Here is a 15299-nt window from a genome sequence, read left to right on the forward strand (position 1 = left end):
CGATTGGCTGGACCTGTGGGACCAGTGGTATCCGGCGGTGGAAGCGCGGGCTGGCGAGGCCGAAAGGTAGCCAAGCCCCGTGTCAAGCACGGGGCGACGGTAGAGGGGGCGGTGGTTTGTGGGGCTGTTGTGGAATTGGTTGAATGGCTATTTAGGGGTTTCCGCACCTGTCACTGTTATTCCACACTGTAATTCCAGCTTGCAACGATCCCCTTACGGCCACGTCGTTTCAAAAACGCCCACCTCACCCCAACGTCGCCCCGGACTTGATCCGGGGTGAGGCTTTCTTTTTATTTCGCGCAGAGACCGCAGAGAAGGATTGAGCGCGCAAAGGCGGGAAGGCACGAAGAGGTTGCACAAGTTCTTGGCGTCGTCGCGTCTTCGCGCGAAACATCTCTGCACCCTTTGCGGTCTCTGCGCGAACCAACTTCTTTATGGCATCGCTTAGCAATCACGGAATTAAGTATACTGTCCCCGGAATTCCCTCGGAATTTAGTTGCAGACCGTGCGCCAGACATAGGCGTTGCCATTCCAGACTTGAGCTTGGCGGCAGGATGTGGTGCCAACGGGAGGGATGACTGGTTGCTGGATAGGTCGAACTGAAGGTGGCACGATTGGGGCAATCGCTGGAGGGCGTATGGCTGGCAAGTCTATCGCGCTATCGCAGAGCTGTTGCTGCCTGCCGTCAACGAACGTCCAACGGCATGCTGCCGATGCCTGAGTTGATACGCAAAATGCTCCCAAGGCGACTATTACTTTTTGAAATTTCATATGGCTTCACCCGGTCACCAGACTCTTTACATTACAACACTTCCATATCTCAATTTTGAATAGCTAGCAAATACACAACAAACACTAGGATAAGGAATTCGTCTTGCCACGCTGGCACCTTCATTATTGAAGCCGGAGACAAATTACTGTGACAGCGCACCTCATTCCTCGAACTCTAGTAAAGCATTGAGCTGGATGGACTTCAGTCAGCAATCAAACCCTCTCTGGCCCGCTAGCCCCCAGCACATGCGTGCAGCCCAGCGCTTCGGCGCTATCCGCGTCCGACAACGCCGCGACCGTCCGCCAGCCTATCGAGCGCAGTCGTGCGGCTTCATCGCGATTGTGCCCAAGTGGGAGGAACACGCGGTCTTCGGCGGGTTCGTTGGCGGCGAGGAGGTCGATCAGGGCGTCGGGGTAGAGGGAGAAGCCGGTGGCGGGTTCGCCTGCTCCGGTGCCTGCGATGCGATAGGTGCCGCCGCGTCCTACGGGGCCGCGCACGCCTTCGGCATAGAGCGTGAAGCCGAACCATGTCTGGTATTCAAAGCCGTGGCGCTCGCTGGGGTCGAGCGTCAGGCGGGCCATGCCGTTCAGGCTGGCGGCGATTTCGCGCAGGGCCTTGATACGGCTGGCGAGGGCACCGCCCCCATTCTCATTTTTGGCATCGATGGCGGCCAGTTTCTCGATGGCGCTGTCGAATTCGCCGGTTGCATAGAGCAGCGGCACGTAAGCCTCGCCGCCGACATCGCGCAGGCCCCCTGCGTCCTTGGTATCGAGTTCGCGGCGGACGGCTTCGATTTGTGAAGGATCGAGCGGCAAGGCCTTTTCGGCCAAGGTATCAACCAGATCGGGCAGGGTGAAATCGACGCTGACGCCGCTGGCGCCTGCGGCTTGCAGGGCTTCGATGGCGAGGGCGACGATTTCAGCGGCGGCGGCGACATTGTCTGCGCCGACGAGTTCGGCCCCGCATTGCAGCTTTTCACGCGCGGGGTTCAATCCGTCGGGTTTGATCGTGACGACCTGGCCCGCATAGCACAGGCGCAAGGGGCGCGGCGCTTCGGCAAGGCGGGTTTCGGCAAGGCGGCCGATCTGCGGGGTATAATCGCTGCGCAGCGCCATCATCCGCAAGGACAGCGGATCGACAAAGCGGAACATGCGGCGGCTCTGGATGCCGGCCATGCGCGCGGCAAAGCTGCGTTCGAATTCAATCGAGGGGGGCATGACGCGATCATAGCCGTGGCCGTGCATCGTGCCATGAATGGCGCGCATCACGTGCGTGGCAGTGGCCGCATCGCGCGGCAAACGGTCTTCGAGGCCTTCCGGCAGCAGATCGGGGTCGCTGGTATCCATGACGCGCGCCCTTAGCGGGGAATTTGCGGTGTGTCGAACATTGGTGTGGGGGTGTTGGGTTGGGATGCCCACGCCTGACCTCTTCCGCTCATCCTGAGCTTGTCGAAGGGTTTCACGCAGAGGCGCGGAGAAGAAGTGGAGACGCAGAGGGGGGGCGGCGAAGCCGTTTGCGGTTCGGGTCGTTGCGGTTGGTGCAAGGCCGGATTTTTGGAAGACCTTGCGGTCAGGGACTACATCTCTGCGTCCCGACTTCTTCTCTGCGTCTCTGTGTGAAACTTTGAAGCGCCGTGTAGTTTGCGGTCACATCGTAGGGATGCCCACCCCGCTGCGACTAAGGCCACTTCGTGACCTACGTCTCGCCCCCCTCCCGCTTGCGCGGGGGGGGGTGGGCATTCAACGTATCAAAATCAACCGAACTTCAGCGCCTTTACCACGCGGACGCCCTGAATTTCGCAGGCTTGCTTGAGCACGGCTTGCGGGACGGGGCTGTCGAGCGAGAGCAGCAGCACGGCTTCGCCACCGGCATCGCGGCGGCCAAGGTGGAAGGTGCCGATGTTGATGCTGTTTTCACCCAGCAGCGTACCGATGCGGCCAATGAAGCCCGGCGCGTCGGAGTTGACGATATAGAGCATGTCGCCATCAAGGTCGGCTTCGATGCCGATGCCGAAGATTTCCACCAGACGCGGCTGGCCGTTGCCGAACAGGGTGCCTGCAACCGAGCGTTCGCCCTGGCTGGTGCTGACAGTTACGCGCACTAGCGTGCGGTATTCGCCTTCACGATCATGGCGCACTTCGCGCACGTCCAGCCCGCGCTCCTTGGCCAGGAACGGTGCGTTGACCATGTTCACGGTCTGCGAATACTGCTTCATCAGGCCGGCGAGAACGGCGGCAGTGATGGGCTTCTGGTTCAACTGGGCAGCCGCACCTTCGACTTCGATTGAAATCTTGGTCAGGTTGTCATGCGCCAATTGGCCGACAAGGCTGCCGAGGCTTTCTGCCAGCGCCATGTAAGGCTTCAGCTTGGGCGCTTCTTCCGCCGAAAGCGATGGCATGTTGAGTGCGTTGGTGACGCCGCCGGTGACGAGGAAATCGGCCATCTGTTCAGCAACTTGCAGCGCCACGTTGACTTGCGCTTCGTTGGTGGACGCTCCCAGATGCGGGGTGCAGATGAAGTTTGGCGTGCCGAACAGCGGCGATTCCTTGGCAGGTTCCACTTCGAACACGTCAAGCGCGGCGCCTGCAACCTGGCCAGAATCGAGCGCGGCCTTGAGGGCCACTTCATCGATCAACCCGCCACGCGCGCAGTTGATGATGCGGACGCCCTTTTTGGTCTTGGCAAGGTTTTCAGCCGAAAGGATATTGCGGGTCTGATCGGTGAGCGGCGTGTGCAGCGTGATGAAATCAGCCTTGGCGAGCAGTGTATCGAGATCGGCCTTTTCGACGCCCATTTCGATGGCGCGTTCTGGCGTCAGGAACGGATCGAACGCGACGACTTTCATGCGCAGGCCCAATGCGCGGCTGGCGACGATGGAGCCGATGTTGCCCGCGCCGATCAGGCCGAGCGTCTTGCCGGTGACTTCGATGCCCATGAAGCCGTTCTTCGGCCATGTGCCTGCCTGCGTCTGCGCATTGGCCTCGGGGATCTGGCGGGCAAGGGCAAACATCAGTGCGATGGCGTGTTCGGCGGTGGTGATCGAATTGCCGAACGGGGTGTTCATCACGACCACGCCCTGTGCGGAAGCCGCCGGAATATCGACGTTATCCACGCCGATCCCGGCGCGGCCAATGACTTTGAGGTTGGTGGCGGCAGCAAGGATTTCCTTGGTCACTTTGGTGGACGAACGGATGGCGAGGCCATCATATTCGCCAATGCGCGCGATCAGCTGTTCGGGCGTTTCCCCGGTGATGACATCAACATCGCAGCCCATTTCGGTGAAAATGCGGGCGGCGTTGGGGTCCATCTTGTCGGAAATGAGTACTTTTGGCTTGGTCATGATTGTCTCCCTCTCCCCTTCAGGGGAGAGGGCCGGGGAGAGGGGAAGTCCCTTTGCCGGCCCTGAATGTGTTGGAAAGTGTGAGGAAAAGGGGGAAGTCCCCTCTCCCAACCCTCTCCCCTCAAGGGGAGAGGGCTCAAGAAATCAGGCAGCAGCCAGTTCGGCTTTGACCGTGGCATAAGCCCAATCAAGCCATGGGCCGAGATCAACGATGTCCTCGGCGTTTACCGTAGCGCCGCACCAGATGCGCAGACCAGCAGGGGCATCGCGGTAACCGGCGATGTCATAGGCTGCGTCAGCCTTTTCCAGCAGTGCGGCAAACTTCTTGATGAAGTCTGCATCCGCGCCTTCGACCGACAGGCAAACCGACGTTTTCGATCGGGTCGCTTCATCGGCGCACAAGTGCGAGAGCCATGGGCGCTCATCAACGATCTTGCCAAGCGCTGCGGCGTTGGCATCGCTGCGCGCCTGCAAGCCCTTCAACCCGCCAAGGCCCTTGGCCCATTCGAGCGCGAATATGGCGTCTTCGACAGCCAGCATCGACGGGGTGTTGATGGTTTCGCCCTTGAACACGCCTTCTGTCAGCTTGCCTTTGGAAACAAGGCGGAACACCTTGGGCAGCGGCCATGCAGGCGTGTAGCTTTCCAGCCGTTCGACCGCGCGAGGGCCAAGGATGATGACGCCGTGGCCGCCTTCGCCGCCCAGAACCTTCTGCCATGAGAAGGTGGCAACGTCGATTTTCGACCAGTCGATGTCATAAGCGAACACCGCTGAAGTGGCATCGGCAAAGGACAGGCCTTCACGATCCGCAGGGATGAAATCGGCGTTGGGGACGCGGACGCCCGAGGTGGTGCCGTTCCAAGTGAACAGCACGTCATTCGACCAGTCAATCGCGTTCAGATCAGGGATCTGGCCGTAATCGGCGCGCATAACAGTGGGGTCGATCTTGAGTTGCTTGACCGCGTCAGTCACCCAACCTTCGCCAAACGATTCCCATGCCAGCGTGGTGACGGGGCGTGCGCCCAGCATCGTCCACATCGCCATTTCAAACGCGCCGGTATCAGAGCCGGGAACGATGCCGATGCGGTGCGTATCGGGCAGTTCCAGCACTTCGCGCATCAGATCGATGCTGTATTGCAAACGCGTCTTGCCGATCTTGGCGCGGTGTGACCGGCCCAGCGATTCGGTGGCGAGTTTTTCGGGGGAGTAACCCGGCGGCTTTGCGCAAGGTCCGGACGAGAAGAACGGGCGCGCAGGTTTGCGTGCCGGGTAACCAACAGTCATTGTAGTCTCTCCTTACAGAGAGCACGCGCGGCGTTGGGACCGCGTGGCCCGCTGGCTCCTCTAGAGACGTGGCGTGGTTTGTCAATCGTGATAGGTAGTGTGCTTTGGTGAGGGTGGGCGTTCGTTTACTTCCCCACGGTCTCCGCCAGCATTGCCGCCGTGCGGGCGCTGGACCAGTCATGTGCGCCGATCATGCGCCATACTTCCTTGCCTTGTGCATCATAGAGGACGGTCGTGGGTAGCATGCCCGTCTCGTAGAAGAAGCCGAGGTTGTTATCGGGATCGAGCCACGGTTCCAGCTTGGCAAACTTCTTGTCGCCAAAAAACTGCGCGACCTTGTCATTCCCGCCCATGTCCTGTGAAACGGTCAGGACGCGCAGCTTGCCCACGTTATCCACGCCCAGCTTATCCAGCATTGGCATTTCCAGCACGCAAGGCCCGCACCATGTCGCCCAGAGGTTGACGAGGACGGGCGTCCCTTTGAGATCGCGCAGCTTCAAAACCTTGCCCGAGGGATCGGTCACAGTGAAATCGGGCATGTCCTTGCCGCGCGATGCGATATCCAGCGTGCCGTTGAATTCGCCCTGAGCCGAACTTTCCGACGCGGTGGCGCTGCTCTGCGGTTGCGAGTCGGGCGCAGCTTGCCTATCGCACCCCGCAGCGGCGAGCGCCGGGACCAGCAGCAATATGGGCGAACGGAACGAGATGAGCGGCAATTCAGGCTCCAACCAGATGTGGGGCGGGCGTTTCGCAAGCGGCCCTTCGGCCATCATGCGCGAGATTAACGCCTCGATTCCCTTCGACAAGGCGCTGTGGCGGCAAGATATCGCCGCGTCAAAGGCCCATGTGGACATGCTTGCCACCCAAGGCATCGTTTCGCACGAAGATGCAGCGCAGATTTCAAGGGGGCTGGATAGCGTCGCTTCGGAATACGAAGCGCACGGAGTCCCCGAAAACTGGGACCTTGAAGACATTCACATGACCACCGAAAGCCGGTTGGCCGAACTGATCGGCCCGGTGGCAGGGCGGCTGCACACCGCCCGCAGCCGCAACGATCAGGTGGCGACCGATTTCCGTCTGTGGGTGCGCGATGCGATGGATCAGGCCGAATTGGGCCTGCAACAGTTGCAAATCGCGCTGGTCACCCGTGCGGGCGAACATGCCGATTCGATCATGCCGGGCTTCACCCACCTGCAAACCGCGCAGCCGGTGACGCTGGGGCATCACCTGATGGCCTATTACGAGATGGCGGGGCGTGATCGTTCGCGTTTTGCCGATGCGCGGGTGCGGATGAACCGCAGCCCCTTGGGCGCAGCCGCGCTTGCTGGCACCGGCTTTCCGATTGACCGCGAGCGCACGGCCAAGGCGCTGGGCTTTGATGGCCCCACCGACAACAGCCTCGATTCGGTGTCTGACCGCGATTTCGCGCTCGATTACCTGATGGCCGCCGCGCAATGCTCTTTGCACCTGTCGCGTCTGGCCGAGGAGTTTATCATCTGGGCGAGCCAGCCCTTCGGGTTTGTGACACTGCCTGATAGCCTTTCGACCGGCAGTTCGATCATGCCGCAAAAGAAGAACCCCGATGCGGCCGAACTGGTGCGCGGCCATTCGGGGCGGATCGTGGGTTGCTTGACCGCGCTGATGATTACGATGAAGGGCCTGCCGCTCGCCTATTCAAAGGACATGCAGGACGACAAGCCGCCGGTGTTTGAAGCGGCATCGCTGCTGGCGCTTTCCATCGCAGCGATGACCGGCATGGTGGCCGAGGCCAAGTTCCGCACCGAGCGTATGCGCGCGGCGGCAGAGCTGGGCTATGCGACAGCCACCGACCTTGCCGACTGGCTGGTACGGCAAGCGAACATCCCGTTCCGCGAGGCGCACCACATTACCGGCAGCGCGGTGAAACTGGCGGAAAGCCGGGGCGTGGCGCTCGATCAATTGCCGCTGGATGATCTGAAAGCCATCGACGCGCGGATCGATGATCGCGTCTATGCCGCGCTTTCGGTCGATGCCAGCGTGGCCTCGCGCGCCAGCCATGGCGGAACTGCGCCAAACGAGGTAAGGAAGCGCGTTGCGCAAGCGCGTGTGGCGCTGGGGCTGGAGGAATCGGCTTGAACGTCCGGCGCTCTTTACTGCTGACTGCCCTTGCCGCGCTCGCGCTGGCGGGATGCGGCAATCGTGCCGAGTTGAAGCTTGCGCCCGATCAGACTTCGCCACCGATCCCCTATGGCCGGGAGGTTCAGCCCGGGGCGGATGACTTGCTCAAACCTCCCGCGCAGGCAGCCCCTGCGCGCAATGTCGAGCCGCGCCGCCGCTCGCAAGATCGTGAAGACGATCCTTTCGACCTGCCACCCGAAAACTGAGAATTTCCGATGGACCATTTTGAATTGAACAACGGCGTGCTCCACGCTGAAGACGTGCCCTTGCCAGCAATTGCGGCGGAAGTCGGCACGCCCGTATATGTCTATTCGCGCGCGACTTTGACGCGCCATGCCCGCGTGTTCCGCGATGCGCTGGGCATCCTGCCGTCTGTGAAGATCGCCTTCGCCGTGAAGTCCAACCCCAACTTGTCAGTGCTCAAAGTGCTGGCAGCAGAAGGCTATGGTGCGGATGTTGTTTCGGGTGGCGAGATGGAGCGTGCGCTGGCGGCGGGTATGCTGCCCGATGGCATCGTCTTTTCAGGCGTGGGCAAGACCGAGGCCGAAATGCGCCGCGGGATTGAAGCGGGTATCGGCCAGTTCAACCTTGAGAGCGAGGAAGAAGGGTTGGAATTGGCCGCCATCGCCGTTTCGATGGGCAAGGTCGCCTCGGCGGCGCTGCGCGTCAATCCCGATGTCGATGCCGGAACGCATGGCAAGATTTCCACCGGCAAGGCGGAAAACAAGTTCGGCGTTCCGTTTGATCGCGCCGCCGCGATCTATGCGCGGCTGGCACAGACGCCGGGGCTGAACATGCGCGGGCTGGCGCTGCACATCGGCAGCCAGTTGTCCTCGCTTGATCCCTTGGAAGCCGCTTTCACCAAAGTCGGCGGGCTGATGCAGAGCATCCGCGCAAGTGGCCATGCAGTGACGCATATGGACCTCGGTGGCGGCGTTGGCGTGCCTTACAAGGCGGGCGAAGTGTTCCCGCAGCCTGCCGAATATGCCGCGATGATCGCCAAAGTCACCGCCGATTGGGGCGTGACACTCATGTTCGAACCGGGCCGCGTGATCACCGGCAATACCGGTGTACTGCTGACGCAGGTTATCCGCGTGAAGGAAGGCGCGAGTTCGCCTTGGGTCGTGGTCGATGCCGCGATGAACGATCTGGCACGGCCTGCGATGTACGATGCCTGGCATGATTTTGCAGCGGTTGAGCCGAAGGGTGAGACATTTGTCGCCAACATCGTCGGCCCGATCTGCGAAAGTTCGGACACTTTCGCGATGGCGCGGACAATCGATACGGTCGAGCGCGGCGATCTGGCCGTCTTCCGCACCGCAGGGGCTTATGGCGCGACGATGGCAAATACCTACAACTCGCGGCCCTTGGTGCCCGAAGTGATGGTGGATGGGGGCAAGTGGGCTGTGGTGGCAGACCGTATCAATCCCGACACGATCCTTGCGGCGGAACGCCTGCCAGATTTCCTGAAGTAAAATGCAGTCGCTCCCCCTCTTTCACCGCATCGCGGGCCAGCCGGTCATTCTGCTGGGCGAGGGGGATGCGGCAGAGGCCAAGCAGCGCCTGATCGAGCGCGCGGGTGGCAAGATCGTGCGCGACATCAACGAGGGCATCGATGCGGGCGCGCGGCTGGCCTTCATCGCGCATGACAACCCCGACATGGTGCAAGGCGATGCGATCCGGCTGCGCTGTGCGGGGCTGCTGGTCAACGTGGTCGACCGGCCCGAACTGTGCGATTTCACCACGCCCTCGATCCTCGACCGTGATCCGGTGCTGATCGCGGTTGGCACAGGCGGCGCATCGGCGGGGTTGGCCAAAATCCTGCGGTTGCGGCTGGAACGTCTTCTGCCGCAAGGGCTGGGTGCCTTGGCCCGCGCGCTGGAAGAGGCGCGTGAGGGGATGCGGGCGCGGTGGGACAAAGTGGCGGACCGCAGACGCGCGCTGGATGCCGCGCTGGACGAGGGTGGAGAGCTCGACCTGTTCCGTGCGGGCAGCGATGCCAAGGTCGGCGCGTGGCTGGCCTCGGGCGCGGAAGGGCAATCAGGCCGGTTCGAGATCGTGCTGGCCTCGAATGATCCCGAAGACCTCACCTTACGCACCGCGCGTCTGCTGGGGCAGGCAGATGTTGTGGTGCATGACGCTGGCGTCGCGCCGGAAATCCTGTCGCGCGCACGGGCCGATGCGGTGCGGGTGCTGGCGGGGGGTGAGGTGCCTGAGGGCGGGATTGTGGTGCTGTTGCGGTTGGGGTGAGTAGCCCTTTACACTGCGCACTTTCCCCACCCATCGTCGCCTCGGACATCACCCTAACCGTCGCCCCGGACTTGATCCGGGGTCCTGCTTTTCCTATCCAGCGTTGCGTTTGGCGCAGAGGCCGCAGAAGGCAGCGGTACCCCGGATCAAGTCCGGGGCGACGTTGATTTTTGGTGGTTGACGGGTTTTGATCTCTGCCGTTCGTCAAATCTCGTCATTTCGGCTTCACTGCTGGCTTGACCGCACGCGCTCCTGCTTCAACCTCAATTCATGGACAAGGAAACCAGAGGTGGCTGGGTCTAAATAATGGCCAACCGCTATCGTGGCACACTGTATGTTGGGGTAACAGCCGATCTCTCCAGTCGAATTTACCAGCACCGCGAAGGTGGAGGATCAGAGTTCTGCGCCAAATATGGGTTGCATCGCCTAGTTTGGGCTGAGCGCGGTGATACTATTGACGACTGCATTACGCATGAAAAGCGGCTGAAACGCTGGCGGCGGGAATGGAAGTTTGCGCTGATCGAGAAGGGAAACCCGGAGTGGTTGGACCTTTATGACAATCTGGTTTGAGGAGGCGATGGCAGCGCAACCATCACCCCTTCATCGCCGCTTGCAGTTGCCCGATAATCACCTGCGCCTGTTCCGGGCCTGAACGCGGCACGAAGTCGCCGGTGCGGTCACTGATCTTGTCCCAGTTGGCGGCGAAGTTTTCGACGGTCTGGGCTTCGGGGGGCAGAAGGACGCCCTTGTTCATCGTGACCCACGCAGAGTGATAGGCGCCTGCCCCTGCGCCGACGATGGCGTTGGTGGGGGCGTCTTCCGAAACGAGGAACAGGGCGGCGGGGACGACGGATTCGGGGTTGAACAATTTGAAGGCTTCTTCGGGGAAGATGTCTTCGGTCATCCGCGTGGCCGCGACGGGAGCGAGCGAGTTGACCTTGATGTTGTTCTTTGCGCCTTCAAGGTAGAGCGTTTTGGCGAGGCCTGCGACGCCGAGTTTGGCCGCGCCATAGTTGGCCTGGCCGAAGTTGCCGAACAGGCCGGAGGAGGACGCGGTCATCAGGATGCGGCCATAGTTCTGTTCGCGCATCGTGTCCCAGCAGGCCTTGGTGGCAAAGGCCGAGCCGATCAGGTGGACTTTCACGACCATTTCAAAGTCGGCCGGGTCCATTTTGGTAAAGCTTTTGTCGCGCAGGATGCCCGCGTTGTTGATGAGGACGTGGACGCCGCCCCAGCGCTCCTTGGCGCGGGCGACCATTTCGGCCATCTGTTCGTATTCGGTGACCGAGCCGCCGTTGGACATCGCCTCGCCGCCCGCAGCCTCGATTTCCTCAACCACTTTGAGCGCGGCATCGGAATGGCCGCTGCCATCGCGCGCTCCGCCAAGATCGTTGACCACGACTTTGGCCCCGCGCTTTGCCAATTCCAGCGCATAGGCGCGGCCAATTCCGCCGCCAGCGCCGGTGACAATGGCCACGCGGCCTTCGAAGGAAATGCTCATGCCACACAACTCCACAAAGCGGCCTAACCGGACGCTTAAGATGATGGGTGCGATGCCATGCGCCGCAGCGCAAGGCAACCGGGCTTAGGCGATACGCTTTACCCAGCCGTGCGTATCGGCGATTTCGCCGCGCTGGATGCCGACGAGCTTCTGGCGCAGCTTCTGCGTCAACTGGCCGGGGCCGCCCGAGCCGATCGCAAATTCGCCGGTCTGGCTGGCGACTTTACCCACCGGCGTGACGACCGCTGCGGTGCCGCAGGCGAAAGTTTCGAGCAGCTTGCCCGACGCGGCATCGGCCTGCCACTGGTCAAGGCTGTAGCGGCCTTCGCGCACGGTCAGGCCTTCTTCGCGGGCGAGCTGCAGCAGGCTGGAACGGGTGATGCCGGGCAGGATCGTGCCGGTGAGTTCGGGCGTGAGGATCGAACCATCATCGAACACGAAGAACAGGTTCATGCCGCCGAGCTCTTCGACCCACTTGTGTTCAGCCGCATCAAGGAACAGGACCTGATCGTGGCCGCGCGCAAAGGCTTCGGCGGTGGGGACAAGGCTGGCGGCATAATTGCCGCCGCACTTGGCAGCGCCCGTGCCGCCCGGAGCCGCGCGGGTATAATCGCTGACCCAGATCGAAACGGCAGGTGCACCCGATTTGAAATAGTTTCCGGCAGGGCTGGCGATGACGAGGAACTTGTATTCCTTGGCCGGACGCACGCCGAGGAAGGCCTCGCTGGCGAACATGAAGGGGCGCAGATACATCGACCCGCCCTCAACCGTGGGGAACCAGTCCTTGTCGGCCATGACCTGCTGGCGTACGGCTTCGATGAACAGCTCTGCGGGGAGTTCGGGCATGGCGAGGCGGCGGGCCGAGGCGTTGAAGCGTTCGGCGTTGGCTTCAGGCCGAAACAGCGAGATGCCGCCATCGGCATTGCGATAGGCCTTCAGACCCTCGAAGATTTCCTGTGCGTAGTGCAGAACCGCAGCGGCAGGATCGAGCGGGATCGGGCCATAGGGGACGACGCGGGCGCTGTGCCAGCCTTTCCCCTCTGTATAGTCGATTTCCACCATGTGATCGGTGAAGGCGCGGCCGAAACCCGGATCGGCCAGCACTGCGTCCCGCACATCAACGGCCGTTGGGGCCGGATGGGGCGTGCGGGCGAATGTCAGGCTGGAATCGGCGGTTGTCGCCATGGGGAAACGGTCCTTGCGCAAGAATCAGAAAAGCGCCGTTGTACTATTGTTGCGCAGAAGGCAAGTGATATGTAATAAATGTGAAGGGCCGCACCGGTCGATCCGGGCGGCCCTTCGCATGGTCAGCGGCCGGAAGTGCCGCCCACGAAGCCTCTATCGCTTAATCGAAACTCAGCGATAATGCCTCGCGCGGGACTGTACCGACCTCTGTGCTGAACCATGAGACATCGGATCACCTCCTTTCGCGCTGTTGAGCCATAATGCGCCACCCTTCCGGATGACTGGACCCAAGGTTGAAACCCCTTTGGTCTTGACGCCAATGTGATTCATTCAGGCGCGAACAACAAGACTTGAATTGATTTTTTTTCGCGTCAGTATGCTGCCTTCGCACTGGAACCGCAGGCGTTACTCAACGGCCACGACAGTCTTCGATGACACGGCCAACTTCCGCCCATGCGGGCAAGTGCAGCGTCGGTAACCCGTTCACTTCCAACGCAAATCGCCCCCGGCTGAATGCCATGGCATCCAGAACTGCGTCGTGCGCTGGCAGCGTTGCGATCAATTGCGGCTGACCTGCGCTTGCCGGCTCGGCTGAAAGCGCGCGAATCTCGCTTGTTGTTGCAACCGACATCGGCAGCGAAACGGTGGATGTGCCGCTGCGGATCAAGGACACCGTACCGGCTGAGCGATTGCAGGCGATCATGAACAGCGTGTTCGCAGCCGAACCAAATCGTGCGACGCCACTTTGATCGCGCGGTTCATAGCGCCAGTCTCCCGGCGTTTGCGGCGCATCACGCCAATCTTTGAAAGCATTGACCGGCGGTGGTGGAGGAGGGGGCAACGTCGGGCGCGGCGGTGGCGGAGGCGGGCTTGTCGGCACCACTTGGGGGGGCGAACAGGCGGCGACCAGTGCAAGCGCTGCACAGGAAAAAGCCTTGATGATCACAGATGCGCAATTGATTTTCATGGGGCAACTATGGAAGGAACATCGCGTGACCTCAACCCATAGCCCCAAATCGAAATTGCGCGTCGATCAATTGCTGGTCGAGCGTGGCCTTGCCGAAAGTCGCGCCCGCGCGCAGGCGCTGATCCTGGCGGGGTTGGTGTTTTCGGGCGAGACCAAGATTTCCAAAGCGGGCCAAACGCTTCTGTTTGATGCTGAATTGGAGGTGCGCGGGCGCGACCACCCGTGGGTTTCGCGCGGCGGGATCAAGCTGGCGCACGCCATCGCGGTGTTCGAACTCGATCCTGCGGGCGTCACCGCGATGGATATCGGCAGTTCCACCGGCGGATTTACCGACGTCTTGCTCCAAAATGGTACATCCCACGTCTTCGCGGTGGATTCAGGCACGAACCAGTTGGCGTGGAAATTGCGGCAGGATGAGCGCGTTACGGTCTATGAAAAAACCAGCGCCCGCGTGTTGACGGCGGCGCACATTGACCGGCCCGCAACATGGGTGGTGTGTGACGCCAGCTTCATTGCTTTGCGCAAGGTTCTGGAAGTGCCATTGGCGCTTGCAACCCGCCCGACACGGCTGGTTGCGCTGATTAAGCCGCAGTTTGAAGTGGGCCGCGGCGAAGTGGGCAAGGGCGGCGTAGTGCGTGATCCAGCCTTGCATGAACGCGTTTGCAATGACGTTCGCGACTGGCTGGAAAGCGAAGGCTGGGTGGTGCAAGGCGTGGTCCCAAGCCCGATCACCGGTCCTGAAGGGAACGTGGAATTCCTCATTTCAGCGTCGCGAAGTTGAGTTTTCCCCAGATACTGCCTCCAGACAAGATTGCATATCGGTCCAGTGCGCATTGCGCAGGGCGGTGCACCCCGTCAATATCCGTTGCGAATCGCGCTGGGGCGCTTAGCGTACGGGTGACATGAACTACCTTGCTTCTTCCGGCCAACTTCGGGCCAGCCTTTTGCGCTGGTCACTGTTTACCGTGCCGCTCCTGATTGTGCTTGGGTCCTTTTCGGCGCGGGCAGGCGGCAGTGGCCCCGGCAATCCGTGGTTCGATAATCTGGTTAAACCGGCATTTTACCCGCCGCCACTCGCCTTTCCGATCGTCTGGTCCATCCTGTATGTATTGATGGGCATATCGTTGGCCATGATCCTGTCGGCGCGCGGCGCCAATGGACGCGGCTTGGCGGTCGTCGCCTTCGTTGTACAACTGGCGCTGAACTTCTCATGGTCGCCGGTGTTCTTTGCGATGCACCAGATCACTGTGGCGTTCTGGATTGCTGTGGCCATGGGGATCACCACGCTGATCACCATCGTGCTGTTCTGGCGCATCCGCCCCGTCGCAGGGATGCTGCTCCTGCCCTATCTGGCGTGGATCTGCGTGGCGTGTACGCTCAACTATGAGATCGGGCGGCTTAATCCCGATGCTGATGGTGCGTTCGGATCGTCCAGCACTGTGCGGGTAGAGATTTGACCCTTGCGGGCAAGCCATCGGCTGCCCACATAGCGGTTGAAACCACTTCACGCAGGAACGTGCCATGCAAAGCGAAAATCCCGTCATCGCCGACTTCGTCAAGCTGTTGAACAGCGCCGCTGGCACGATTGCGGGCATGGGCCGCGAAGCCAGTGAAACCGCCCGTGAAAAGGCGAAGGAAGTTTTCGGCGGCATGGATTTTGTCAGCCGCGAAGAATTTGACGCAGTCAAGGATCTCGCCTCATCCGCGCGCGAAGAAGTGGAAACTCTGAAAGCGCGCATTGCGGCGCTGGAAGCTGCTGCAAAACCGGAATAATTTCCGGGCGGGAACTCCTCCGGCCTTTGGCGGATTGAACCTGACGAAGGGCGTCATCCGGCGCCGTCAG

15 protein-coding genes are annotated in these 15299 nt (G+C 61.3%); 8 read left to right on the forward strand and 7 right to left on the reverse strand.

Translation table 11 applies throughout. The annotated features are described in order from the left end of the window. Window positions 1–984: 984 nt before the first annotated feature. From B7Y89_RS12015 to B7Y89_RS12030, 4 genes are all read right to left on the reverse strand, one after another. Window positions 985–2118, reverse strand: coding sequence for an ATP phosphoribosyltransferase regulatory subunit (locus B7Y89_RS12015; protein ID WP_292938745.1), 1134 nt, complete (start codon window positions 2116–2118; stop codon window positions 985–987). A gap of 407 nt (window positions 2119–2525) precedes the next feature. Next, on the reverse strand, window positions 2526–4112 hold the full coding sequence (gene serA / locus B7Y89_RS12020; RefSeq protein WP_292938746.1) for a phosphoglycerate dehydrogenase: 1587 nt from the start codon (window positions 4110–4112) through the stop codon (window positions 2526–2528). Between the two features lie 144 nt (window positions 4113–4256). Next, window positions 4257–5396 (reverse strand): phosphoserine transaminase, encoded by a 1140-nt coding sequence (locus B7Y89_RS12025; RefSeq protein ID WP_292938747.1) that lies wholly within the window; start codon window positions 5394–5396, stop codon window positions 4257–4259. Between the two features lie 125 nt (window positions 5397–5521). Next, window positions 5522–6112 (reverse strand): TlpA disulfide reductase family protein, encoded by a 591-nt coding sequence (locus B7Y89_RS12030; protein ID WP_292938748.1) that lies wholly within the window; start codon window positions 6110–6112, stop codon window positions 5522–5524. A gap of 16 nt (window positions 6113–6128) precedes the next feature. Here B7Y89_RS12030 and argH point away from each other — a divergent pair, with 16 nt between their 5' ends. The 5 genes from argH to B7Y89_RS12055 all read left to right on the forward strand — a co-directional run bounded on the left by argH (window position 6129) and on the right by B7Y89_RS12055 (window position 10373). Continuing rightward, window positions 6129–7511, forward strand: coding sequence for an argininosuccinate lyase (argH, locus tag B7Y89_RS12035; RefSeq protein WP_292938795.1), 1383 nt, complete (start codon window positions 6129–6131; stop codon window positions 7509–7511). Further along, entirely contained in the window at window positions 7508–7759 is a 252-nt protein-coding gene (locus tag B7Y89_RS12040) for a hypothetical protein (protein ID WP_292938749.1), read from the forward strand. Before argH ends, B7Y89_RS12040 begins: the two co-directional genes overlap by 4 nt. Before the next feature lie 9 nt (window positions 7760–7768). Continuing rightward, complete coding sequence (gene lysA, locus B7Y89_RS12045) at window positions 7769–9028, forward strand: diaminopimelate decarboxylase (protein ID WP_292938750.1); 1260 nt, start codon at window positions 7769–7771, stop codon at window positions 9026–9028. A 1-nt stretch (window position 9029) separates the two neighbouring features. Further along, complete coding sequence (locus B7Y89_RS12050) at window positions 9030–9803, forward strand: NAD(P)-dependent oxidoreductase (RefSeq protein WP_292938751.1); 774 nt, start codon at window positions 9030–9032, stop codon at window positions 9801–9803. 306 nt (window positions 9804–10109) lie between these two features. Beyond that, window positions 10110–10373, forward strand: coding sequence for a GIY-YIG nuclease family protein (locus tag B7Y89_RS12055; RefSeq protein ID WP_292938752.1), 264 nt, complete (start codon window positions 10110–10112; stop codon window positions 10371–10373). Window positions 10374–10395: 22 nt separating this feature from the next. Here the strand turns inward: B7Y89_RS12055 and B7Y89_RS12060 are convergent, their stop codons facing one another. From B7Y89_RS12060 to B7Y89_RS12070, 3 genes are all read right to left on the reverse strand, one after another. Beyond that, on the reverse strand, window positions 10396–11304 hold the full coding sequence (locus B7Y89_RS12060) for an SDR family NAD(P)-dependent oxidoreductase (protein ID WP_292938753.1): 909 nt from the start codon (window positions 11302–11304) through the stop codon (window positions 10396–10398). Between the two features lie 84 nt (window positions 11305–11388). Then, complete coding sequence (locus tag B7Y89_RS12065) at window positions 11389–12489, reverse strand: branched-chain amino acid aminotransferase (protein WP_292938754.1); 1101 nt, start codon at window positions 12487–12489, stop codon at window positions 11389–11391. 409 nt (window positions 12490–12898) lie between these two features. After that, the gene (locus B7Y89_RS12070) at window positions 12899–13456 is read right to left on the reverse strand and encodes a hypothetical protein (RefSeq protein ID WP_292938755.1); all 558 of its coding nucleotides are present in this window, start codon (window positions 13454–13456) and stop codon (window positions 12899–12901) included. Between B7Y89_RS12070 and B7Y89_RS12075 the strand changes: the two genes are divergently transcribed. From B7Y89_RS12075 to B7Y89_RS12085, 3 genes are all read left to right on the forward strand, one after another. Next, window positions 13455–14237: a TlyA family RNA methyltransferase gene (locus tag B7Y89_RS12075; RefSeq protein WP_292938796.1), complete on the forward strand. Its 783-nt coding sequence runs from the start codon at window positions 13455–13457 to the stop codon at window positions 14235–14237. The two genes, B7Y89_RS12070 and B7Y89_RS12075, sit on opposite strands and share 2 nt — an antisense overlap. Window positions 14238–14358: 121 nt before the next feature. Further along, window positions 14359–14913, forward strand: a complete 555-nt coding sequence (locus B7Y89_RS12080; protein ID WP_292938756.1) for a TspO/MBR family protein — start codon at window positions 14359–14361, stop codon at window positions 14911–14913. A gap of 64 nt (window positions 14914–14977) precedes the next feature. Further along, window positions 14978–15229: an accessory factor UbiK family protein gene (locus B7Y89_RS12085; protein WP_292938757.1), complete on the forward strand. Its 252-nt coding sequence runs from the start codon at window positions 14978–14980 to the stop codon at window positions 15227–15229. The last annotated feature ends 70 nt before the right edge of the window (window positions 15230–15299 follow it).

The sequence above is a fragment of the Novosphingobium sp. 32-60-15 genome, assembly GCF_002280675.1.
Lineage (GTDB): Bacteria > Pseudomonadota > Alphaproteobacteria > Sphingomonadales > Sphingomonadaceae > Novosphingobium.

Coding starts and splice junctions, on each gene's coding strand:
- B7Y89_RS12065 (WP_292938754.1), bottom strand. CDS start 12,489: ATGGCGACAACCGCCGATTCCAGCCTGACATTCGCCCGCACGCCCCAT.
- serA (WP_292938746.1), bottom strand. CDS start 4,112: ATGACCAAGCCAAAAGTACTCATTTCCGACAAGATGGACCCCAACGCC.
- B7Y89_RS12085 (WP_292938757.1), top strand. CDS start 14,978: ATGCAAAGCGAAAATCCCGTCATCGCCGACTTCGTCAAGCTGTTGAAC.
- B7Y89_RS12050 (WP_292938751.1), top strand. CDS start 9,030: ATGCAGTCGCTCCCCCTCTTTCACCGCATCGCGGGCCAGCCGGTCATT.
- B7Y89_RS12075 (WP_292938796.1), top strand. CDS start 13,455: ATGGGGCAACTATGGAAGGAACATCGCGTGACCTCAACCCATAGCCCC.
- B7Y89_RS12060 (WP_292938753.1), bottom strand. CDS start 11,304: ATGAGCATTTCCTTCGAAGGCCGCGTGGCCATTGTCACCGGCGCTGGC.
- B7Y89_RS12015 (WP_292938745.1), bottom strand. CDS start 2,118: ATGGATACCAGCGACCCCGATCTGCTGCCGGAAGGCCTCGAAGACCGT.
- B7Y89_RS12080 (WP_292938756.1), top strand. CDS start 14,359: ATGAACTACCTTGCTTCTTCCGGCCAACTTCGGGCCAGCCTTTTGCGC.
- B7Y89_RS12025 (WP_292938747.1), bottom strand. CDS start 5,396: ATGACTGTTGGTTACCCGGCACGCAAACCTGCGCGCCCGTTCTTCTCG.
- lysA (WP_292938750.1), top strand. CDS start 7,769: ATGGACCATTTTGAATTGAACAACGGCGTGCTCCACGCTGAAGACGTG.
- B7Y89_RS12070 (WP_292938755.1), bottom strand. CDS start 13,456: ATGAAAATCAATTGCGCATCTGTGATCATCAAGGCTTTTTCCTGTGCA.
- B7Y89_RS12055 (WP_292938752.1), top strand. CDS start 10,110: ATGGCCAACCGCTATCGTGGCACACTGTATGTTGGGGTAACAGCCGAT.
- argH (WP_292938795.1), top strand. CDS start 6,129: ATGTGGGGCGGGCGTTTCGCAAGCGGCCCTTCGGCCATCATGCGCGAG.